Source organism: Micromonospora sp. NPDC049645 (assembly GCF_040675155.1).
Lineage (GTDB): Bacteria > Actinomycetota > Actinomycetes > Mycobacteriales > Micromonosporaceae > Micromonospora.
Map to the genome: position 1 here is coordinate 1 of NZ_JBFAOI010000017.1, position 19,303 is coordinate 19,303.

The window sequence follows — 19,303 nt, forward strand, 5'->3', positions numbered from 1 at the left end:
GCCGACCCGAACACCGCCTCCTACGAGGTCACCGTCGAGCACCTCGCCGACTGGATCGCCACCCGCGGCTACGCCACCAGCTGACCCGCGACCCGTACACCAGCACAACAGCACACCAGCACGAGCCGAAGGGCCGGACCCCCACCACGGGGCCCGGCCCTTCGTCATGCCCAGGTCAGCAACATCTTCGCGGCGACCGCCTGGCCCGGCAGTCGGTCGACCCGGGGCTCAGCCGCCGGAGTCGTCCATCTCGGCACCCTCGGGGACCGTGTCGTCGTCGCGGCTGGCGAGCCAGCCGTCCGGCAGAAAGACCTTGCCCGGCGAGTTGGTCCGCCCGCGTGGCTGACCGAGGGCGGTCAGCGGGAACGGCTCCGTCGGGTCGAGCTTGCCGAGCAGGTCGTCGAGCTGGGCCAGGCTTTCGATCATCGCCAGCGAGCGACGCAGCTCGCCCCCGACGGGGAAGCCCTTGAGGTACCAGGCGACGTGCTTGCGGAAGTCGGTGCAGCCGTCGCGTTCGCCTCGGGCCGGGTTGCGGGCACCGGCCGTGAACTGGTCGACCAGCAGCTCGGCGTGCCGGCGCATGGTCACCGCCACCTCGCCGAGGGTGGGCAGTCGTCGCTCCGGGCGACCGTTGAAGGCGGCCTCCAGGTCGGCGAAGAGCCACGGTCGACCCAGGCAGCCGCGCCCGATGACCACGCCGTCGACGCCGGTGTGGGCCACCATCCGCAGCGCGTCGTCGGCCTCCCAGATGTCGCCGTTGCCGAGCACCGGCACGTCGAGGGCCTGCTTCAGGGTGGCGATCGCGTCCCAGTCGGCGGTGCCCGAGTAGCGCTGCGACGCCGTGCGCCCGTGCAGGGCCACCGCGGCCACGCCGGCCTCCTGGGCGGCGAGCCCGGCTTCGACGTACGTCAGGTGGTCGTCGTCGATGCCCTTGCGCATCTTGACCGTGACCGGCACCCCGGACGGTGCCGCGGCGGCCACCGCGGCCCGCACCAGTCGCGCGAAGAGCCGGCGCCGCCACGGCAGCGCCGCGCCACCGCCGCGCCGGGTGACCTTGGGTACGGGGCAACCGAAGTTGAGGTCGATGTGATCGGCCAGGTCGCGCTCGACGACGATCCGCACGGCGGCGGCGGTGATCTCCGGATCGGTGCCGTAGAGCTGGAGGCTGCGCGGCCTCTCGTCGTCGCCGAACGCGATCATGCGCAGCGTCTTCGGGTTGCGCTCGACAAGCGCCCGAGTGGTGATCATCTCGCAGACGTAGATGCCGCCGCCCTGCTCGCGGCAGAGCCGACGGAACCCGATGTTGGTGATCCCGGCCATCGGCGCGAGCACGACCGGCGGCCACACCTGGTGCTGGCCGAGAGTCAGCGGGCGCAGCGCGGGCACGGTCGAGGCAGTCACCGGACAAGTGTACGGGGCCCCGACCGGCGCTGATCGCGTCGGCCGAGGCCCCGTGCGCGGAGTCTCAGCAGCCGGGGAGACGCTCGATCAGGTACCGCTCGACCTGGTCGAGGGAGACTCGCTCCTGGGCCATGGTGTCCCGGTTGCGCACCGTCACGGCGTTGTCGTCAAGGGTGTCGAAGTCGACCGTCACGCAGAACGGGGTGCCGATCTCGTCCTGCCGGCGGTAGCGGCGGCCGATGGCCTGCGAGTCGTCGAACTCCACCACCCAGCGCTTGCGCAGCAGCGTCGCGAGGTCCTTGGCCTTGGGCGACAGCGCCTCGTTGCGGGACAGCGGCAGCACCGCCACCTTGACCGGGGCGAGTCGCGGGTCGAACCGCATCACGGTGCGCTTGTCCACGCCGCCCTTGGTGTTCGGCGCCTCGTCCTCGTCGTACGCCTCCAGCAGGAAGGCGAGCACCGCGCGGGTCAGACCCGCGGCCGGCTCGATGACGTACGGCATCCAGCGCTCACTCTTGCTCTGGTCGAAGTACGACAGGTCGACGCCGGAGTGCTTGCTGTGCGTGGAGAGGTCGAAGTCGGTGCGGTTGGCGACCCCCTCCAGCTCGGCGAACTCGGTGCCGCCGAACTGGAACCGGTACTCGATGTCCACCGTCCGCTTCGAGTAGTGCGAGAGCTTCTCCTTGGGGTGCTCGTAGAGGCGCAGGTTGTCCGCCGACAGGCCGAGGTCGAGGTACCAGTTCCAGCGCTCCTGAAGCCAGTACTCGTGCCACTGCTCGTCGGTGCCCGGCTCGACGAAGAACTCCATCTCCATCTGCTCGAACTCACGGGTCCGGAAGATGAAGTTGCCCGGGGTGATCTCGTTGCGGAACGACTTGCCGGTCTGCGCGATGCCGAACGGCGGCTTCTTGCGGGCGACCGTCTCGACGTTCTTGTAGTTGACGAAGATGCCCTGCGCGGTCTCCGGGCGCAGGTAGTGCAGCCCCTCGTCGCTCTCCACCGGGCCCAGGTAGGTCTTCATCAGACCGTTGAACATCTTCGGCTCGGTGAAGGTGCCCTTGTTGCCGCAGTTGGGGCAGTTCAGCTCGGCGAGCGAGGTCAGTGGCTTGCCGTGCTTCTCGGCGTACGCCTCTTCCAGGTGGTCGGCCCGGAACCGCTTGTGGCAGAACTGGCACTCGGTGAGCGGGTCGACGAACTCGGCGATGTGGCCGGACGCCTCCCACACCTTGCGGGCCAGGATCACCGCGGAGTCCAGGCCGACGACGTCGTCGCGCTGCTGGACCATGGTCTTCCACCACTGCCGGCGGACGTTCTCCTTGAGCTCCACGCCGAGCGGGCCGTAGTCCCACGCCGATCGGGTGCCCCCGTAGATCTCACTGGAGGGGAAGACGAAGCCTCGGCGCTTGGCGAGGCTGACGACGGCGTCGATACGGTCGGCTGGCATGTTTCCTCCTACGCCGGCTGGCGGTCGGCGGGGGCGAGATGTGGATGGAACGGTAGGTTCGGGACAACGGTACGACCACCGTCCCCCCGAGCCCAGCAGAATACCGGGGACGGGTCAGCTGACCCCGCAGACCTCCACGCCGCCGGTCTGCCCGTCCTGGCCGAGGCTGACCTGCTGCCGTTCCCGGTCACCGCCGTCGAGGGTCACGTCGACCGGCACGGTCAGGTTGGTGGTGTCCACCTCACCCACCTGGAACGCGGCGATCTGCGGTTCGGCGGCGGCGCGCCGCTCGAACTCCGGCCGGGACTCGCGCCGCTGCGCGTCGTCGCAGAGCTGGTCGTACGCGCGCCCGTAGTTTCGCTCGACCAGCGCCTGGTAGTAGTCACCGGTCACGGTGTGGGCCTGCTCCCGGATCGCCTGAACCCCGCTGACGGCCAGGCCGACGACGGCGGCACCGCCTCCACCGCAGCAGAGCGCCACGGCGAGCGCGCCGACGCCGAGGCCGATCCAGAGCCGGGTCCGGCGGCCCTCGGTGGGGGGCGCGGCGAACGGCGGCGCCACCCCGGGACCGGGCGGCGGGGCGGGTGCGGTCATAGGAGCAGCGTAGTGTCCCACCGCTCAGCGGTAAGGACCCGCAGCCCGATCACTCTCGGCGATGACCACGGCCCCGCCGGGGGCGGCGGTGGCCAGCGCCTCGTAGGCGGAGGGTTCGTCCACCGACTCGGCGAGCAGCGGTACGGCGCTGACCTTGACCTCGAAGGCGCCCAGGGCCCGCCGGTAGGTCCCGACCGACTCCCATTCGGTGACCAGCGACCAGTGCCGGGGGTCGTCGAGTGCCCGGACCAGTTGACCGCGCAGGTAGCCGGGGCGGGCGGCCAGCGCGGTGAGGGCGGCGTGCGCCCGTTCGGTGAAGCCGTCGGCGGCATCGACGTCGACCACGAACCGGTTGGTCACCAGCACCGGGGGTTCCTCCTCGTAGAGTCTGTGGGATGCAGCGTACGCAGCGCCCTCTGCTCGCCCGGTTGGCCGGGGCGAACCCGACGTCGGTGTTCTTGCTCACCCTGGTGGTGGTGCTGGTGGCGTTCTTCACGCCGGGGGTGATCGGCGGGCTGCTGACGCTCGCGCTCGCCGCGGCGCTGATCGCCCTGTTGGCGACGACCTGGGCGGTTCAGGCGCCGCAGACTCGGCTGATCCGTCTGCTGATGCTGACCCTGCTGGTGACGGTGGGCCTCGCGAAGCTGCTCTGACATGCAATCATGCGTTTTTGACAATCATTATCGTTGCCACGGACAGTTGAGGACATGACCAACCGCACCACGTACCGTGTCCTGGCCGCCGCGACCGCCCTCCTCGCCCTGGGTGCCGGGGCCGGCTGCTCCACCGGCGGCGCCGCCGGCGCCGACCCGCAACGAGTCGACGTGGTGGCCGCGTTCTACCCCCTCCAGTTCCTGGCCGAGCGGATCGGCGGCGACGCGGTCCGGGTGACCAACCTGGCCAAGCCCGGTGCCGAGCCGCACGACCTGGAGCTCAACCCGAGCCAGGTCGGTCAGGTCAGCGACGCGGAGCTGATCGTCTACCTCAAGGGTTTCCAACCGGCGGTGGACGACGCCGTCGCCCAGAACGGCGGCGACCGGGCGTTCGACGTGACCAGCGTGCAACCGCTGTTGGACGCGTCCGCGGGCGGGCACAACCACGAGGGCGAGGAGGGGCACACCGAGGGCGGCAACGCCGGCAAGGACCCGCACGTCTGGCTCGACCCGACCCGGCTCGCCGGCATCGGCGACCAGCTCGCCCAGCGGCTCGGCAAGGCCGACCCGGACCACGCCGCCGACTACACCGCCCGCGCCGCCACCCTGCGCACCGACCTGACGACGCTGGACGGCGAGTTCAGGAACGGTCTGGCGACCTGCCAGCGGCGGGAGATCGTGACCAGCCACGCCGCGTTCGGCTACCTCGCCGACCGCTACCAGTTGGAGCAGGTCGGCATCACCGGGCTGAGCCCGGACGTCGAGCCCTCGCCGCAGCGCCTCGCGCACGTGATCGAGGAGGCGAAGGAGCACCGGGCCAGCACGATCTTCTTCGAGACCCTGGTCAGTCCGAAGGTCGCCGAGACCATCGCCGGTCAGGTCGGCGCGAAGACCGCCGTGCTCGACCCGATCGAAGGGCTCGCCGCCGGCAGCGACGGGGACTACCTTTCGGTGATGCGTACCAACCTGCAGACCCTGCAGACGGCCTTGAGCTGCTCGTGACCACACCTGTCATCACCGTCGAGCACGGGGTGGTCGGCTACGACGGCCGCCCCGTGCTCCGGGACATCTCGCTCACCGTGACCGCTGGCGAGGTGGTCGCGATTCTCGGCGCCAACGGTTCCGGCAAGTCCACCCTGATCCGCGCCGTGCTCGGGCTGGTGCCGATCAGCGCCGGCACGGTCACCCTCTTCGACCGGCCGTTGCGCCGTTTCCGGCAGTGGGCCCGCATCGGGTACGTCCCGCAGCGCCTGGGCGCCGGCGGCGGCGTACCGGCCACCGTCCGTGAGGTGGTGGCCTCCGGCCGGCTGGCCCGTCGGGGAGTGCTGCGTCCGCCGGGTCGGGCCGACCGGGCCGCCGTCGACGCCGCACTGGGCGCGGTCGGGCTCGCCGACCGGGCCGGTGACCCGGTGTCCACGCTCTCCGGTGGTCAGCAGCAGCGCACCCTGATCGCCCGCGCCCTTGCCGGCCAGCCGGAGCTGCTGGTGCTCGACGAGCCCACCGCCGGGGTGGACGCGGCCAGCCAGGAGGCGTTCGCCGGCGCGCTTCGCGACTTCGTCGCCGACGGCGGGACGGTGCTGCTGGTCGCCCACGAGCTGGGGCCGCTGCGACCGGTGATCAGCCGGGCTGTTGTCGTACACGAGGGTCGCATCGCGCACGACGGCGCGGTGCCGGACCCGGCCGGCCACCACGCGGAGCCCGACCACGACCACGTGCATCCGCACTGCTACGACGAGCCCGCCGGGCTGTGGAGCAACTGACCCCATGGAACTCTTCCAGTACCCCTACATGCAGCGCGCCCTGATCGGCGCGCTGGTGATCGGCCTGGCCGCGCCGGCGCTCGGCATCTACCTGGTGCAACGCCGGCTGGCGTTGATCGGCGACGGTGTCGGGCACGTGGCGCTGACCGGCGTCGGGGCGGGGCTGCTGCTCAACCGCTCGCCGGTGCTGGTCGCGGTGATCGCCGCCACCATCGGCGCGGTCGCCATCGAGATCGTCCGCTCTCGTGGGCGTACCTCCGGTGATCTGGCCCTGGCCCTGCTCTTCTACGGCGGCATCGCCGGCGGCGTACTCCTGGTTGGTCTCTCCGACGCGACCAGCGCGAACCTCAACGCGTACCTGTTCGGGTCGCTGACCACCATCTCGCCCGCCGACCTGACCACCATCGCGGTGCTCGGCGCGGCGATCCTGGTCACGATGATCGCGTTGCGGCCGGCGCTGTTCGCGGTCAGTCACGACGAGGAGTACGCCCGGGTCTCCGGCCTCCCGGTCCGCACGCTGAACCTGCTGATCGCGGTCGCCACCGCGGTCACCGTGACCATCGCCATGCGGGCCGTCGGCGTGCTGCTGATCAGCGCGCTGATGGTGGTGCCGGTCGCCACCGCCCAGCAGGTCACCCGGGGGTTCCGCAGCACGATGGCCGCCGCGATGGCGCTCGGGTTCTTCGCCGCCGGCTCGGGTGTCTGGGTGGCGGCCACCGCGGACACCGCGCCGGGCGCCTCGGTGGTGCTGGTGGCGATCGCCTCGTTCCTGGTGGTGGCCGTGGCCGGCGGTGTCTGGCGGGTGGTGCGCCGCCGGGCGACGCCGACCGTCGCGCCGACGCCGGAACCGCACGAGGTCGTGCTGAGCTGAGCCTGATCAGCGGGACGTCGGTGGTATTGGTTACCGTTGCAGAATGACCAGCGCGACGGGGTACGACGGGTTCGACGGGGCCAGCGAGTTACTCCGCGCTCTGTCCGCGCCCATCCGGCTGGCCATCGTCAGCGAGTTGGCCGGCGGCGAACGGTGCGTGCACGAGCTGGTGGAGAAGCTCGGCGCGGCGCAACCCCTGGTCTCCCAGCACCTGCGGGTGTTGCGCGGCGCGGGCGTGGTGCGCGGCTCCCGCCGAGGCCGGGAGATCGCCTACAGCCTGGTCGACGAGCACGTCGCGCACATCGTGGCGGACGCGGTCAGCCACGCCGGGGAGGGATCATGAGCGAGGGCAGCGCTGCGGTGCGCAACACCCGGCAGCGTTCGGCGGTGAGCGCGCTGCTGGGCGAGATGGAGGGCTTCCACAGCGCTCAGGACCTGCACGCGATGCTGCGCCAGCGCGGCGAGCGGGTCGGCCTGACCACCGTCTACCGCACCCTCCAGGGCCTGGCCGACGCGGGCGAGATCGACGTGATGCGCCCGCCGGGCGGCGAGCACCTCTACCGCCGGTGCAGCGAGGGGCACCACCATCATTTGGTCTGCCGGGCCTGCGGGCGCACCGTCGAGGTGGCCGGCCCGGCCGTGGAGAGCTGGGCCGACCGGGTCGCCGCGCAGCACGGCTACGCCGACGTCAGCCACACTCTGGAGATTTTCGGCACCTGCCCGACCTGCGTCCGCTGACAATCGGGCGTGCTGATCCGGCGGGTGCCGGTCCCGGTCCGTTCGTGGCACGCTGGCCGGCGTGAAAATCTATGCCGATCGGTTTCCGACCGCCGCCCGTCAGTTGCTCACCGACCTGCTCGTCGTCGCCTGGGTGTACGCGGCGATCCGCGGCGCGCTGTGGCTGCACGACCTGGTGCAGAAGCTCGCCGTACCGGGGCAGAAGTTGGAGGGCGCCGGTAGCGGGCTCGCCGACAACCTCGCCGACGCCGGCAGCAAGGTCCGCCGGGTGCCGCTGGTCGGTGACGAGCTGACCGCGCCGTTCCGGCAGGCCGCCGACGCCGCCCGAGGGCTCGCCGACGCCGGCCGCGACCAGCAGCACCTGGTCGACCAGTTGGCCCTCGCCCTCGCCATCGCGGTGCTGATCTTCCCGCTCGGCCTGGTGCTCTTCGGTTGGCTGCCGTTGCGGGTGCGCTGGATGCGCCGGGCCGGGTCGGCGGCGAAGTTGGCCGTCGGGCCGGCCGGCCGGGACCTGCTCGCCCTCCGCGCGCTGGCCACCCAACCACTTGGCAAACTGACCCGGATCGGCCCGGACGTCGCCGAGGCGTGGCGGCGCGGCGACGACGCGACGGTCGACGCCCTGGCCGCCTTGGAGCTGCGCCAACTCGGCCTGCGCGGCCGGGGCCGCTGACGTCGTTCGCCGGCCGGCTCGCCGTCTGGGTGACCCCCGTCGGGGCAGCGGCACTCCGGTAAGCGATATGCCTCTGAGGCATGAATATGACTCCCTGGCATATGGCTCACCAGCACACGCCCGGCAGGGCACCGAGACCACCGTCCCCGGGCGCGGTGCGGGAGGCGGCCCTGGAGCCAGGGTGCTGCCCGGCAGGATGGGTTGACGAACAGCCGTTCGGCCGGGCGCAGGTCCAGCCCGACGAGGGTGTCGTTAAAGTCGTCGGGTGTTCTACTTCCTCGTCGTCATCGCCGTCCTGCTGCTCGGCTACGCCGCCGTCCTGGTCTCCTTCGTACGCCGGGGCAGGAAGATCCCACCCGCGGCGTACCTGGCGCTGGCCGGTCTCAACGGCCTGATCCTGGCGGGGGTGCTGGCCTGGGCGGTCTCCCGCTGACCGCCGACCGCCGCCGCGCCGCCTGAGGCCGACCCCCGCCGCGCCGCCTGAGGCCGACCGCCGCCGCGCCGCCTGACCGACGCCGCCGCACGCCGCCGGCCCGCACGGCGACCAGCGCGCGGCGTGGTTTACGGCTTCGGCGGGATGCGGCGGCGGACGTCCTCGGCGGTGGACGGGCCGGGCGACCAGCGGGCCACCCAGGGCAGCTCGTCGGACGGGGTGAGCACGCCCTCCTCCAGGCTGGCGTGGCGGCCGGCGAGGATGCGCTTCGCGGCGGCGGTGTCGACCGAGTCGGTGTTGTCCCACAGGGCGGCGAACAGGGCATCCACCCGCACCCGCGCCTGCCGGCAGAACAGGTCGGCCAACTCGACGTTCTCCGGGCGGCTGTCCCGTTCGGCGGTGGCCCGCACGCAGACCGCGGACATGGCGAACAACTCGGCGCCGATGTCCACCACGCGGCCGAGGAACGCCTGCTTACGCTCCATCTTTCCCTGCCAGCGGGACATCGCGTAGAACGTCGACCGGGCCAGCTTGCGCGACGAGCGCTCCACCTGCCGCAGGTGCGCGGCGAGTGGCCCGAACTCGGCGTACGCCGAGGGGTGCTGCCCCCGGCCCACGGCGAGGGTGGGCAGCCACTTCGCGTAGAAGGCGCCCGCCCGCGCGCCGGCTCGTGCCTTGCGGCCCAGCCCCGCGTCCGGGTCGATGATGTCGCCGGCGACCGACAGGTGGGCGTCGACCGCCTCCCGGGCGATCAGCAGGTGCATGATCTCGGTGGAACCTTCGAAGATCCGGTTGATCCGCAGGTCGCGTAGCATCTGCTCGACCGCGGCCGGGCGTTCGCCGCGGGCGGCCAGGGAGTCGGCCGTCTCGTAGCCGCGCCCGCCCCGGATCTGGATCAGCTCGTCGGCGATCTTCCAGGCCATCTCGCTGGCGTACAGCTTGACCAGTGCCGCTTCGATCCGGATGTCGTTGCGGTCGTCGTCGGCGAGCAGGCAGCAGAGGTCGAGCATGGTCTCCATGCCGTAGGTGGTGGCGGCGATGAAGGAGAGTTTCTGGGCGACCGCCTCGTGCTCGCCCACCGGTCGGCCCCACTGGACCCGGTCGGCGGCCCACCCCCGGGCCACGTTCAACGCCCACTTTCCGGCGCCCACGCACATGGCCGGCAACGAGAGCCGGCCGGTGTTCAGTGTGGTCAGGGCGATCTTCAGCCCCTTGCCCTCGCCGCCGATGACGTTCTCGGCGGGGACGAACACGTCGTGGAACCGGGTCAGGCTGTTTTCCAGGCCGCGCAGGCCGATGAACTCGTTGCGCCGCTCGACGGTGATGCCCGCGCTGTCGCCGTCCACCACGAACGCGGTGATCCCGCCCCGACGTCCCTCGGTGGCCGGCACCCGGGCCATCACCACCAGCAGGGTGGCCACGATGCCGTTGGTGGCCCAGAGTTTCACCCCGTTGAGCCGGTAACCGGTGCCGTCCTCGGTCGGCTCGGCGATGGTGGCCAGCCGGGCCGGGTCGGAGCCGACATCCGGCTCGGTGAGCAGGAACGCGGACACCTCGCCGGCGGCGAGCCGGGGCAGGAAGCGTTGCTTCTGCTCGGCGGTGCCGAACATCTTCAGTGGCTGCGGCACCCCGATCGACTGGTGCGCCGAGAGCAGCGCGCCGATGGCCGGGCTGGCCGAACCGGCCAGCATCAGTGCCCGGCAGTAGTGCAGGTTGCTCAGCCCGAGACCGCCGTACTTCCGATCGATTTTCATGCCGAACGCGCCGAGGTCGGCCAGGCCGTGGAACACCGAGTCGGGTATGGACGCGTCGTGTTCGATGGCGGCGCCGTCCACCTCGGAGGTCAGGAAGGCGCGGAACCGACCGAGGAACTCCTCCGCGCGTGCCACGTCGTCCGGATCGGATCGGGGCCACGGGTCGATCAGGTCGAGCCGGAACCGGCCGAGGAACAGCTCCTTGCCGAAGCTGGGTCGGTCCCAGGTGGACTGGCGAGCGGCCTCGGCGACCTGCCGGGCCTCCTTCTCCGAGACCTGCCCGGCCTCGGCGGGCAGTGCCGCGGCGGCACCCGTGGTGGTGTCGGAGTCGGGGTCGTCCGGTGCCGGTCGGCCGTTCTGCGTCGTGGTCACGGCTGCCCCCTCGAAGCTCGGTGCGGCTGCTCGACGTGCGCGACTACCGCCACGCTACCCCCGGTTGTTACCCAGGGGTAGCGCTGCGTGAAGATCCGCGCGGTCAGCGACCGTGGATGGTGTCCGGGTCGTCGTCATCGTCGTCGATGTCGTCCTCGCCCCAGTTGCGGCGGGCGAACGGCAGGAGCATCCAGAAGGTGAGGAACCAGAGCCCGGTCAGGGCACTGAGCACGAAGGCGATCGGCCGGTCCAGCACGAAATCGGTGATCAGCAGCACCGCGCTGACCATCGCGATCAGCATGAAGGCGAGGCCGCCGGTGGCCATCCGGTGCGCGAAGCGGACCAGCTCCGGCTTGCGTCCCTGCCGGAACAGCGCCCGGTGGAACGCCACCGGTGAGATGATCATCGCGGTGGCGGCTGCCGCCGCGAGCAACGCCACGATGTAGACGTCGCGCTGGAACTCCGTGGTCTGGGTGAACCCGTTACTGAACGGCAGGGTGAGCAGGAAGGCGAAGAGGATCTGCACGCCGGTCTGCGCGACCCGCAACTCCTGTAGCAGGTCGGCGAAGTTGCGCTGCCAGCGCTGCTTCTCGGTCTCCTTGGACACGCGCTACCTCCGGTGAGACGCTACTGCCGGCGGTCCCGGCCGCCGGCAGCAACGCCAATGCCCCACCCGGCCGAGCGCGAAACAGGTTCACGACACCTGCCGTTCATCTCGGCGACGCAAGTCGGCCGCCCGACGTCAGGAACCGCGTCGGATCCGACCCGCGTACCGGGCCTCCAGCTCGTTGTTGTGCGCGTCGCCGTCCGGAATGTTCGCCGACAGGTAGACCGGGGGCCGCTCCCCCGCCGCCAGCAGCCGGGCCACCACCTCCACGGTGATCTGCTGGGCCAGCAGCGCCGCGGTGATCGAGGAGACCGCGCCGACCGCGCCGCCGCCGGGCAGCGGCAGCGTCGCGTCGCCGTACGGCGCGCCGTTGTCGAGCACCACGTCGGCGATGTCGCTCAGCTTGCGCCCGGACGGGTGCCGGGAGGCCATCCGGCCGGAGTGCCGCGCCGAGGTGATCGCCACCAGGCCGTGGCCACGCTCCTTGACCAGCGTGGCGAACTCCACCATCGCGCCGTTGACCCCGGAGTTCGAGGCGAGCACGAAGACGTCGGTGGGTCGCACCGGAGCCAGCTCGTAGAGGCGGTGCGCGACCTCCGGGTCCCGTTCCAGCAGCGGGCCGAGCCGCTCGGCCGGTTCGCCGCCGAGCAGCACCAGGTCGCGCAGCGCGATCCGGTTGGTCGGCACCAGACCGCCCGCCCGGCCGGCGATCTCCATGGCGAGGGCCTCCGAGTGTCCGGTGCCGAACGCGTGCACCACCCCGTCGGCGCGTACGGCCTCGGCGATCAGGTCAGCGGCCCGGCCCACCGCCTCCCGCTGGCTGGCGGCCACCCGGCCGATCGTTTCGGTCACCACGGCCAGGTAGTCCTCGGCACTCACTGTCATACGTCCTCCGTCGTTCGTTGGCGTCCACCGCCGCTCAGGCCGTTCCGCCGGCTCGGGCCGTTCCGCCGGCTCGGGCCAGGATCGCCTCGGCGAGCGGGCCGGGCGCCGCGTCCGGGATCCAGTGACTCACCCCGGGCAGTTGCACGAAGCGGTAGTCCCCGGTGACGTTCGCCGCGCACGCCTCGGCGGCGGTCCGACCGATGGCGACGTCCCGGTCACTCCAGACGTACGTGGTGGGCACCGCGACCGGACCGACGCCGGCCAGGTCGGCGCGGGACATCGCCCGGTACCAGTTCAGCGCGGCGGTGAGCGCGCCCGGCTCGCGCATCGGGTCGGCGTACCGGTTCACCCGGGAGGTGTCGCCCACCCCGCCGAGCAGCTTGCGCAGCGCGGTGGCGTGCCACGCCAGCAGGACCTTCTCCGCCTTGTCCGGCTTGCGGAACAGCGCGATGTACGACGAGCGGGCCTTCTGTTGGCCGTCGGTGGCCAGGGCGTGCGCCATGGCCGCCGGGTGCGGTACGGACACCGCGGTCAGGGTGTGGACCCGCTCGGGGTGCCGGGCGGCGACCGCCCAGGCCACGATCGCGCCCCAGTCGTGGCCGACCAGGTGCACGGCGTCCAGCCCGAGCGCGTCGAGCACCGCCACCACGTCGGCGACGAGCTCGGGGATCCGGTAGTCGGCCACCGCCGTGGGCCGGGCGCCGGGCGAGTAGCCGCGCTGGTCCAACGCGTACGTGCGCAGCCCGGCCTGGTGCAGCGTCGGCACCACGTCGTCCCACTCGCCGCTGTGTTGCGGAAAACCGTGCAGCAGCAGGACGGGTACGCCGTCCGGCGGACCGTCGACGGTCACCTCGAACGTGAAGCCTCGCGCGTCAACCCGCATGATCGGAAGCGTACCCAGCCGGCGGCCGGCCGGTCGCTCCCGCAGGTCAGGCGAATGCCTGCTGGGCCCACGACCCTGACCGGTGCTAGCGTCAGCGAGACAACTTCATATCCGACAGGGGAGCGCACAGCGCTGAGAGTGCGGGCACGCCCGCAGACCCTCGAACCTGATCTGGGTAATGCCAGCGCAGGGAGTTCGGTCGACCTCCAGCCGCGCCGCAGTCCGGTGCCACCGGACGCGGCGTGCGTCTTCTCCTGGTTCTCTTCACTTGAACTGGGAGCAAACCATGGACAACACCACCAACCGTTGGCGCACCATCGACATCGTGGTCGCCTCGGTGATCGCGGTCGCCTTCGGCGTCATCTTCTGGGCCTGGGGCCTGGTCTGGAGCGCCACCGAGGGCGCGTTCGCCTTCTTTCCACCGGCACAGACGCTGCTCTACGGCGTCTGGTTGATGCCTGCGGTGATCGGCGGGCTGGTCATCCGCAAGCCCGGCGCCGCGCTCTACTGCGAGACGGTGGCCGCGGTCCTCTCCGCGCTGCTGGGCAGCCAGTGGGCCGGCACGGTGATCCCGCAGGGCATCGTGCAGGGCATCGGCGCCGAGCTGGCCTTCGCCGCCTTCCGGTACCGGTCCTTCCGGCTGCCGACCGCCGTGTTCGCCGGCGCGCTGACCGGCCTCAGCGCCGCGCTGTTCGACTTCTTCGTCTGGAACGTCGACTACGAGCTGACCGACTACCGCATCCCGTACGCGCTGCTCACCATCGTCAGCGCCACCGTGATCGCCGGCGTCGGTGGCTGGCTGCTGACCCAGGCCCTGGCCAACACCGGCGTCCTGGACCGCTTCCCGGTAGGCCGCAACCGAGCCCTGATCTGACCCCACCCCCACTGGTGTTGATCAAGAGGTTTGCGTCAACGGACGGTGACTTTCTGACGCAAACCTCTTGATCAACGGGGGTGAGCGGGGGCGCTGCGCGGGCAGGCCGAGGGCCGGGAGGGGGCGGGGTTGGTGGGCGGGGTTTTGCTGCGGGGGTTCGGGTGGCGGCACGCTGGGCGGCGTGCCTGGGCCGTGCGCGGAGTTGACCTGCGGATTGATGCCGGGGAGCGGGTTTTGCTGCTCGGGCCGTCGGGGGCCGGCAAGAGCACCCTGCTCAGCGCGCTGGCCGGGTTGCTCCCCGAGGACTCCGGCGAGCAGGAGGGCACCGTCGAGATCGACGGGCTCGACCCGCGCAAGGGGCGGGAACGCGTCGGCATCGTCTTCCAGGATCCGGAGACGCAGCTGGTGATGGCGCGCTGCGGCGACGACGTCGCGTTCGGGCTGGAGAACCGGGGAGTGCCGGCCGACGAGATTTGGCCCCGGGTGGACGAGGCGCTGCACCGGGTCGGCTTCCCGTACCCCCGGGACCGCAACACCGCAGCCCTCTCCGGCGGCGAGCAGCAGCGCCTCGCCCTGGCCGGCGCGCTCGCGCTGCGCCCCGCGCTGCTGCTGCTCGACGAGCCGACCGCCAACCTCGACCCGGCCGGGGCCGAACTCGTCCGACAGGCGGTGGCCGGCGCGTTGGACGCCGACACCACGCTGATCCTCGTCGAGCACCGGGTCGCCGACGCGCTGCCGCTGGTCGACCGGGTGATCGTCCTGGAGCCGGGTGGCGGCGTCCGCGCGGACGGCACACCCGAGGCGGTCTTCGCCGCGCACGGCGCCGCCCTGGCCGCCGAGGGGGTGTGGGTGCCCGGTCACCCCATCGCGCCCCGGCCCGCCGCCGCCGGCCCCGGGGAGCTGTTGCTCACCGCCGACCAGCTCGGCCTGCCGCCCCGGCTGGGCCCCACCACCCTGGGGGTACGCGCCGGTGAGGCACTCGCCGTACGCGGACCGAACGGTGCCGGCAAGTCCACCCTGGCGTTGCTGCTCGGCGGTCTGCTCCGGCCGGGCACCGGGCGGGTCACCGCGTCCGCGGAGTTGGCCGGCGCTGATCACCGGACTCCCCCACACCGTTGGCGGGCCCCCGCCCTCACCCGGCGGATCGGATCGGTCTTTCAGGACCCGGAGCACCAGTTCGTCACCAGCACCGTCTTCGACGAGCTGGCGCTCGGCCCGCGCCGCACCGGTCAACCCGAGGCGGTCGTCAGGGACACCGTGGCCGGGTTGCTGGGTCGACTGCGGCTGGACCGGCTCGCCGCCGCCAACCCGTACACCCTCTCGGGTGGTGAGGCGCGGCGGCTGAGCGTGGCGACGGCCCTGGCCACCGCGCCCCGCCTGCTGATCTGCGACGAACCCACCTTCGGGCAGGACCGACGGACCTGGCGGGAGCTGGTGGACCTCTTCGCCGAGCTACGCGACGCCGGGCACGGCCTGGTCGCGGTCACCCACGACGCGGACTTCGTCGCCGCGCTCGCCGACCGCACCGTCACCCTGCGACGCACCCCGGACCACCGATGATCAGCATCGAGCCGGTCGCCGCGCCGGACGCGCCGTTGGCCCGCCGCAACCCGGTGGCGAAGGTCGCCGCCGCGCTGGTCTTCTCGTTCACGCTGCTGGCGACCCTGGACCCGGTGGCCCCGGCGATCGCCATCGCCCTCGAACTCGCCGTGCTGCCGCTGTTCGGCATCCGCTACCGGGTGCTGGCCCGGCGGGCCTGGCCACTGCTGCTCAGCGCCGCCGGCATCCTGGTCACCCTGGTGCTGTTCGCCGCCGACCGGTCCGGCCGGGTCCTGCTCGACGCGGGACCGGTGCTGGTGAGCACCGGCGTACTGCTCACCGCCCTCGGCCTGGTGCTGCGGGTGTTCGCGGTGGCGCTGCCCGGTGTGATCGTCTTCGCGACCACCGACCCCACCGACCTGGCCGACGCGTTGATCCAGAACGCGAAGGCGCCGGCCCGCTTCGCCATCGGGGCGCTGGCCGCGTTCCGGCTGGTGCCGCTGCTCGGCCAGGAGTGGCAGATGATCAGCATGGCGCGCCGCGCGCGGGGCGTCGACGCCGGTCGCAACCCGGTGGCCAAGCTGCGGCTGTTCACCTCCACCGCGTTCGCGCTGCTGGTGGGGGCGATCCGTCGCGGCACCCGGCTGGCCGTGGCGATGGACGCGCGTGGCTTCGACGCCGGCACACCCCGTACCGTCGCCCGCCGGCAGCACTTCACCCGCGCCGACGCCCTGCTCATCACCGGGGCCGCCCTGCTGGCCGCCGCCGCCCTGGCCACGAGCGTCACCCTGGGCACCTTCCGCCCCCTAATCAGCTGACCCACCCCCGCCCCCGCCCCCGCCCCGCCCCCGCCGATCTTGCAGTTTCTGTCGCCGGTTCATCCCGATATGGCGGTGATGCGAGGACAGAAAGTGCAAGATCGCGGGACAAAGGGCTGGGGTGAGGGTGGGGGTGGGGGCTGGGTGCGGGTCGGGGTTGGTCAGCTGCGCCGGAAGGCGTAGCGGCGGGCCTGGCCGGCCTGTTGACTGCGGCCGCCACCGGAGCGGTTGCCGCCACCCTGCGGCGGGCCGGCCGTCGGTGCCTTCGGTCGCCCGGCCGCCCTCGGCAGGTCGTCCACCGTCGGCGCGTCGACCGCTGCCGGCATATCTACCGGCAGCGCCGGATCGGCGAGCACCGCCAGCAGCGCCGGCTCGGCCAGCGTTCCCGGTTCCACAAGCACCGCCGGCAGGGGCGGTTCGGCCGCGAGGTCGGCGCGGGTGGGCAGGAGCGGTCCGTGGCTGGCCGCCGGGTCGGTGCGGGGCGGCGTCGTTTTCGGGGTACGGGTCTTCTTCGGGTTACGCCTGGCAGGCATCCGGGCCTCCTTCAGTGCCGACCGGCACGGCCGGTCCCGCGTACGGCGGTCGGTCGGATCGGCTGGTGACCGTCGTCGCGCGACGGTCGAGTGGGAAGGGACTGCTCACCGGGGCCAGGCAGGGCCAGCGCCGCCGAACGGCGGAGAGGAGATGCGGGACGCCCGGGAGCACGCGGACCGCGACGCGGGACGGCGGGCCGGCTCGGAGGATGGGGCGTCAGTTACGCATGCCAGCACCCTAACCATCGCCCGACCGGACGCGCATCCGTTTTTACTGGCACGATCGGCACATGCTGATCGCGTTCTCGATCACCCCGCTCGGCGGTGGCGACTCCGTGGGTGACCTGGTCGCCGAGGCGGTTCGGGTGGTCCGGGAGTCCGGCCTGCCGAACCGGACCGATGCCATGTTCACCACCGTCGAGGGTGAGTGGGACGAGGTGATGGCGGTGGTGAAGCGGGCGGTCGACGTGGTCGCGGCACAGGCACCCCGGGTGAGTGTGGTGCTCAAGGCCGACGTCCGGCCCGGGGTCACCGACGCGCTCACCGGGAAGATCGCCCGAATCGAAGCCCGTCTCGCCGAAGGCTGACACGCCCGGCGCGCAATGACGACATGTTTGCCTGCGCGGGCCTCACCGACCACTGTCGAGGGCCCGAACCGGCCTCGGCAACGCTCGCGTCACGTGCAGTAACGGGACGTCGATCACTGGTCCGTATCGGCTCACATCACGGTAAGTTTCCAAACGCTGATAGTGGTGTGACGAGAGGTGGCGGCACGAATGGCTGATCAGGCGAGGGCACAGATCGGTGTGACCGGGCTGGCGGTGATGGGGCGCAATGTGGCCCGCAACCTGGCCCGCAACGGCTTCACGGTGGCAGTACACAACCGCTCGCCGGAGCGCACCCGCAGCCTGGTCGCCGAGCACGGCGACGAGGGCACGTTCGTCCCCGGCGAGACGATGGCCGATTTTGTGGCGTCACTGGAACGACCCCGCGCGGTGATCGTCATGGTCAAGGCCGGCGCGCCCACCGACGCGGTGATCGACGAGTTGGTGCCACTGCTCGACGAGGGCGACATCATCGTCGACTGCGGCAACGCCCACTTCGCCGACACCCGCCGTCGGGAGGAGGCGCTGCGCGCGCAGGGGCTGCACTTCAGCGGCACCGGTGTCTCCGGTGGCGAGGAGGGCGCGCTGCGCGGGCCGAGCATCATGCCGGGCGGCTCCGCCGAGTCGTACGCCAAGCTCGGGCCGATGTTCGAGAAGATCGCCGCACAGGTGGACGGCGTGCCGTGCTGCACGCACGTCGGGCCGGACGGCGCCGGGCACTTCGTCAAGATGGTGCACAACGGCATCGAGTACGCCGACATGCAGCTCATCGCCGAGGCGTACGACCTGCTCCGGGCCGGACTGGACGCGAAGCCGGCCGAGATCGCGGAGATCTTCCGCGACTGGAACAGCGGCGAGTTGGAGTCGTTCCTCATCGAGATCACCGCCGACGTGCTCGCGCACACCGACGCGGCGACCGGCCGACCGTTCGTGGACATCGTGCAGGACCGGGCCGAGCAGAAGGGCACCGGTCGGTGGACCGTGCAGAGCGCCCTGGACCTGGGCATCCCGATCACCGGGATCGCCGAGGCGACCTTCGCCCGTTCGCTTTCCGGGCACGTCGACCAGCGCGAGGCGGCCCGGCGGGCATTCCCCGACGCGGGTGAGAAGTGGCAGGTCGCCGACCGGGAGGCGTTCGTCGAGGACGTCCGCCGGGCGCTGCTCGCTTCCAAGATCGTCGCGTACGCGCAGGGCTTCGACCACATTCGCGCGGGCAGCCAGGAGTACGACTGGGACATCGATCTGGGCGGCACCGCGACGATCTGGCGGGGCGGCTGCATCATCCGGGCCCGCTTCCTCAACCGGATCCGCGAGGCGTACGACGAGCAGCCGGACCTGCCGACGCTGCTGGTGGCGCCGTACTTCGCCGAGGCGGTCAGCGCCGGCGTGCCGAGCTGGCGACGGGTGGTGGCCGACGCGACCCGGGCCGGCGTGCCGACGCCCGCGTTCTCGTCGTCGCTGGCGTACTTCGACGCGTTGCGCGCGGAGCGACTGCCCGCCGCGCTGATCCAGGGTCTGCGGGACAACTTCGGCGCGCACACCTACCAGCGGGTGGACCGCGACGGCTCGTTCCACACCACCTGGGCCGCCGACCGCACCGAGTCCCCGGCCTAGCCGGAACGGCCTCCAACGCCCGACGCCCAGACCCAACGCCGGGCGCCCGTCGCTCACACCCAACGCCGGGCGTCCAACGCCCAACGCCCGTACCAACGCTCGACGTCGGGCGCCCGGCGTCAGGCGCCCGCGCCCGGTGCCGGGCACCCGGCACCCGGCACCCGGCACCCGGCACCCGGCACCCGGCACCCGGCACCCGGCACCCGGCAAGATCGTGCTGGATCCATGATGTAGTGGCCTCCGCCTTTGCGGAGG

At 72.0% G+C, this 19,303-nt stretch carries 22 protein-coding genes, 1 pseudogene and 1 riboswitch; of the genes and pseudogenes, 14 read left to right on the top strand and 9 right to left on the bottom strand.

From position 1 onward, the window contains the following. Positions 1–84 (top strand): annotated as a pseudogene (locus AB0J33_RS27285) (phytochelatin synthase); the annotation flags it as partial. Between the two features lie 144 nt (positions 85–228). Here AB0J33_RS27285 and dusB read toward each other — a convergent pair. The 4 genes from dusB to AB0J33_RS27305 all read right to left on the bottom strand — a co-directional run bounded on the left by dusB (position 229) and on the right by AB0J33_RS27305 (position 3,805). Beyond that, complete coding sequence (gene dusB, locus AB0J33_RS27290) at positions 229–1,401, bottom strand: tRNA dihydrouridine synthase DusB (protein ID WP_363617314.1); 1,173 nt, start codon at positions 1,399–1,401, stop codon at positions 229–231. Positions 1,402–1,465: 64 nt separating this feature from the next. Next, positions 1,466–2,845 (bottom strand): glycine--tRNA ligase, encoded by a 1,380-nt coding sequence (locus tag AB0J33_RS27295; RefSeq protein ID WP_203150767.1) that lies wholly within the window; start codon positions 2,843–2,845, stop codon positions 1,466–1,468. Positions 2,846–2,959: 114 nt separating this feature from the next. Further along, entirely contained in the window at positions 2,960–3,439 is a 480-nt protein-coding gene (locus AB0J33_RS27300) for a hypothetical protein (RefSeq protein ID WP_363617316.1), read from the bottom strand. Between the two features lie 24 nt (positions 3,440–3,463). Continuing rightward, entirely contained in the window at positions 3,464–3,805 is a 342-nt protein-coding gene (locus AB0J33_RS27305; protein ID WP_363617318.1) for an antibiotic biosynthesis monooxygenase, read from the bottom strand. Between the two features lie 29 nt (positions 3,806–3,834). On the opposite strand from AB0J33_RS27305, the gene AB0J33_RS27310 reads away from it, so the two are divergent. The 8 genes from AB0J33_RS27310 to AB0J33_RS27345 all read left to right on the top strand — a co-directional run bounded on the left by AB0J33_RS27310 (position 3,835) and on the right by AB0J33_RS27345 (position 8,564). After that, complete coding sequence (locus AB0J33_RS27310; protein WP_357936188.1) at positions 3,835–4,092, top strand: hypothetical protein; 258 nt, start codon at positions 3,835–3,837, stop codon at positions 4,090–4,092. Positions 4,093–4,146: 54 nt separating this feature from the next. Further along, positions 4,147–5,094, top strand: a complete 948-nt coding sequence (locus tag AB0J33_RS27315; RefSeq protein ID WP_363617321.1) for a metal ABC transporter substrate-binding protein — start codon at positions 4,147–4,149, stop codon at positions 5,092–5,094. Next, a complete protein-coding gene (locus tag AB0J33_RS27320; protein ID WP_363617323.1) occupies positions 5,091–5,852 on the top strand; it encodes a metal ABC transporter ATP-binding protein in 762 nt (253 codons plus the stop codon). The genes AB0J33_RS27315 and AB0J33_RS27320 overlap by 4 nt, the downstream gene beginning before the upstream one ends. 4 nt (positions 5,853–5,856) lie before the next feature. Beyond that, positions 5,857–6,723 carry a metal ABC transporter permease gene (locus AB0J33_RS27325; protein ID WP_363617325.1) on the top strand — a complete coding sequence of 289 codons (867 nt, stop codon included), beginning with the start codon at positions 5,857–5,859 and terminating at the stop codon, positions 6,721–6,723. Between the two features lie 43 nt (positions 6,724–6,766). Next, complete coding sequence (locus tag AB0J33_RS27330; protein WP_030338189.1) at positions 6,767–7,066, top strand: metalloregulator ArsR/SmtB family transcription factor; 300 nt, start codon at positions 6,767–6,769, stop codon at positions 7,064–7,066. Further along, positions 7,063–7,461: a Fur family transcriptional regulator gene (locus tag AB0J33_RS27335; protein ID WP_363617327.1), complete on the top strand. Its 399-nt coding sequence runs from the start codon at positions 7,063–7,065 to the stop codon at positions 7,459–7,461. The genes AB0J33_RS27330 and AB0J33_RS27335 overlap by 4 nt, the downstream gene beginning before the upstream one ends. A gap of 61 nt (positions 7,462–7,522) precedes the next feature. Continuing rightward, positions 7,523–8,131: a hypothetical protein gene (locus AB0J33_RS27340; RefSeq protein WP_363617329.1), complete on the top strand. Its 609-nt coding sequence runs from the start codon at positions 7,523–7,525 to the stop codon at positions 8,129–8,131. Between the two features lie 265 nt (positions 8,132–8,396). After that, on the top strand, positions 8,397–8,564 hold the full coding sequence (locus AB0J33_RS27345; RefSeq protein ID WP_179780499.1) for a hypothetical protein: 168 nt from the start codon (positions 8,397–8,399) through the stop codon (positions 8,562–8,564). 128 nt (positions 8,565–8,692) lie between these two features. Here the strand turns inward: AB0J33_RS27345 and AB0J33_RS27350 are convergent, their stop codons facing one another. The 4 genes from AB0J33_RS27350 to AB0J33_RS27365 form a co-directional block, all read right to left on the bottom strand. Continuing rightward, the gene (locus AB0J33_RS27350; RefSeq protein WP_363617481.1) at positions 8,693–10,615 is read right to left on the bottom strand and encodes an acyl-CoA dehydrogenase family protein; all 1,923 of its coding nucleotides are present in this window, start codon (positions 10,613–10,615) and stop codon (positions 8,693–8,695) included. Between the two features lie 178 nt (positions 10,616–10,793). After that, positions 10,794–11,297: a DUF6328 family protein gene (locus tag AB0J33_RS27355; RefSeq protein WP_363617331.1), complete on the bottom strand. Its 504-nt coding sequence runs from the start codon at positions 11,295–11,297 to the stop codon at positions 10,794–10,796. A gap of 135 nt (positions 11,298–11,432) precedes the next feature. Beyond that, positions 11,433–12,182, bottom strand: coding sequence for an SIS domain-containing protein (locus AB0J33_RS27360; RefSeq protein ID WP_363617333.1), 750 nt, complete (start codon positions 12,180–12,182; stop codon positions 11,433–11,435). Between the two features lie 34 nt (positions 12,183–12,216). Further along, positions 12,217–13,065, bottom strand: a complete 849-nt coding sequence (locus tag AB0J33_RS27365; RefSeq protein ID WP_363617335.1) for an alpha/beta fold hydrolase — start codon at positions 13,063–13,065, stop codon at positions 12,217–12,219. 106 nt (positions 13,066–13,171) lie between these two features. Then, positions 13,172–13,276: riboswitch (TPP riboswitch) on the top strand. A 75-nt stretch (positions 13,277–13,351) separates the two neighbouring features. Between AB0J33_RS27365 and AB0J33_RS27370 the strand changes: the two genes are divergently transcribed. From AB0J33_RS27370 to AB0J33_RS27380, 3 genes are all read left to right on the top strand, one after another. Next, the gene (locus tag AB0J33_RS27370; RefSeq protein ID WP_363617337.1) at positions 13,352–13,939 is read left to right on the top strand and encodes an ECF transporter S component; all 588 of its coding nucleotides are present in this window, start codon (positions 13,352–13,354) and stop codon (positions 13,937–13,939) included. Between the two features lie 132 nt (positions 13,940–14,071). Then, on the top strand, positions 14,072–15,499 hold the full coding sequence (locus AB0J33_RS27375; protein ID WP_363617339.1) for an ABC transporter ATP-binding protein: 1,428 nt from the start codon (positions 14,072–14,074) through the stop codon (positions 15,497–15,499). Continuing rightward, complete coding sequence (locus AB0J33_RS27380; protein WP_363617341.1) at positions 15,496–16,296, top strand: energy-coupling factor transporter transmembrane component T; 801 nt, start codon at positions 15,496–15,498, stop codon at positions 16,294–16,296. The genes AB0J33_RS27375 and AB0J33_RS27380 overlap by 4 nt, the downstream gene beginning before the upstream one ends. Positions 16,297–16,457: 161 nt before the next feature. On the opposite strand, the gene AB0J33_RS27385 is transcribed toward AB0J33_RS27380, so the two are convergent. Beyond that, complete coding sequence (locus AB0J33_RS27385; protein ID WP_363617343.1) at positions 16,458–16,829, bottom strand: hypothetical protein; 372 nt, start codon at positions 16,827–16,829, stop codon at positions 16,458–16,460. Between the two features lie 290 nt (positions 16,830–17,119). On the opposite strand from AB0J33_RS27385, the gene AB0J33_RS27390 reads away from it, so the two are divergent. Together AB0J33_RS27390 and gndA are read left to right on the top strand one after the other, a co-directional pair. Continuing rightward, complete coding sequence (locus tag AB0J33_RS27390) at positions 17,120–17,416, top strand: MTH1187 family thiamine-binding protein (protein WP_030491799.1); 297 nt, start codon at positions 17,120–17,122, stop codon at positions 17,414–17,416. A gap of 189 nt (positions 17,417–17,605) precedes the next feature. After that, positions 17,606–19,048 carry an NADP-dependent phosphogluconate dehydrogenase gene (gndA, locus tag AB0J33_RS27395; RefSeq protein WP_363617345.1) on the top strand — a complete coding sequence of 481 codons (1,443 nt, stop codon included), beginning with the start codon at positions 17,606–17,608 and terminating at the stop codon, positions 19,046–19,048. Positions 19,049–19,303: the final 255 nt, after the last annotated feature.

Bases quoted from the DNA above. Each gene is read 5' to 3' on its own strand.
- AB0J33_RS27295 (WP_203150767.1), bottom strand. From the start codon at position 2,845: ATGCCAGCCGACCGTATCGACGCCGTCGTCAGCCTCGCCAAGCGCCGA.
- AB0J33_RS27300 (WP_363617316.1), bottom strand. From the start codon at position 3,439: ATGACCGCACCCGCCCCGCCGCCCGGTCCCGGGGTGGCGCCGCCGTTC.
- AB0J33_RS27310 (WP_357936188.1), top strand. From the start codon at position 3,835: ATGCAGCGTACGCAGCGCCCTCTGCTCGCCCGGTTGGCCGGGGCGAAC.
- AB0J33_RS27315 (WP_363617321.1), top strand. From the start codon at position 4,147: ATGACCAACCGCACCACGTACCGTGTCCTGGCCGCCGCGACCGCCCTC.
- AB0J33_RS27325 (WP_363617325.1), top strand. From the start codon at position 5,857: ATGGAACTCTTCCAGTACCCCTACATGCAGCGCGCCCTGATCGGCGCG.
- AB0J33_RS27330 (WP_030338189.1), top strand. From the start codon at position 6,767: ATGACCAGCGCGACGGGGTACGACGGGTTCGACGGGGCCAGCGAGTTA.
- AB0J33_RS27335 (WP_363617327.1), top strand. From the start codon at position 7,063: ATGAGCGAGGGCAGCGCTGCGGTGCGCAACACCCGGCAGCGTTCGGCG.
- AB0J33_RS27360 (WP_363617333.1), bottom strand. From the start codon at position 12,182: ATGACAGTGAGTGCCGAGGACTACCTGGCCGTGGTGACCGAAACGATC.
- AB0J33_RS27365 (WP_363617335.1), bottom strand. From the start codon at position 13,065: ATGCGGGTTGACGCGCGAGGCTTCACGTTCGAGGTGACCGTCGACGGT.
- AB0J33_RS27370 (WP_363617337.1), top strand. From the start codon at position 13,352: ATGGACAACACCACCAACCGTTGGCGCACCATCGACATCGTGGTCGCC.
- AB0J33_RS27380 (WP_363617341.1), top strand. From the start codon at position 15,496: ATGATCAGCATCGAGCCGGTCGCCGCGCCGGACGCGCCGTTGGCCCGC.
- AB0J33_RS27385 (WP_363617343.1), bottom strand. From the start codon at position 16,829: ATGCCTGCCAGGCGTAACCCGAAGAAGACCCGTACCCCGAAAACGACG.
- AB0J33_RS27390 (WP_030491799.1), top strand. From the start codon at position 17,120: ATGCTGATCGCGTTCTCGATCACCCCGCTCGGCGGTGGCGACTCCGTG.
- gndA (WP_363617345.1), top strand. From the start codon at position 17,606: ATGGCTGATCAGGCGAGGGCACAGATCGGTGTGACCGGGCTGGCGGTG.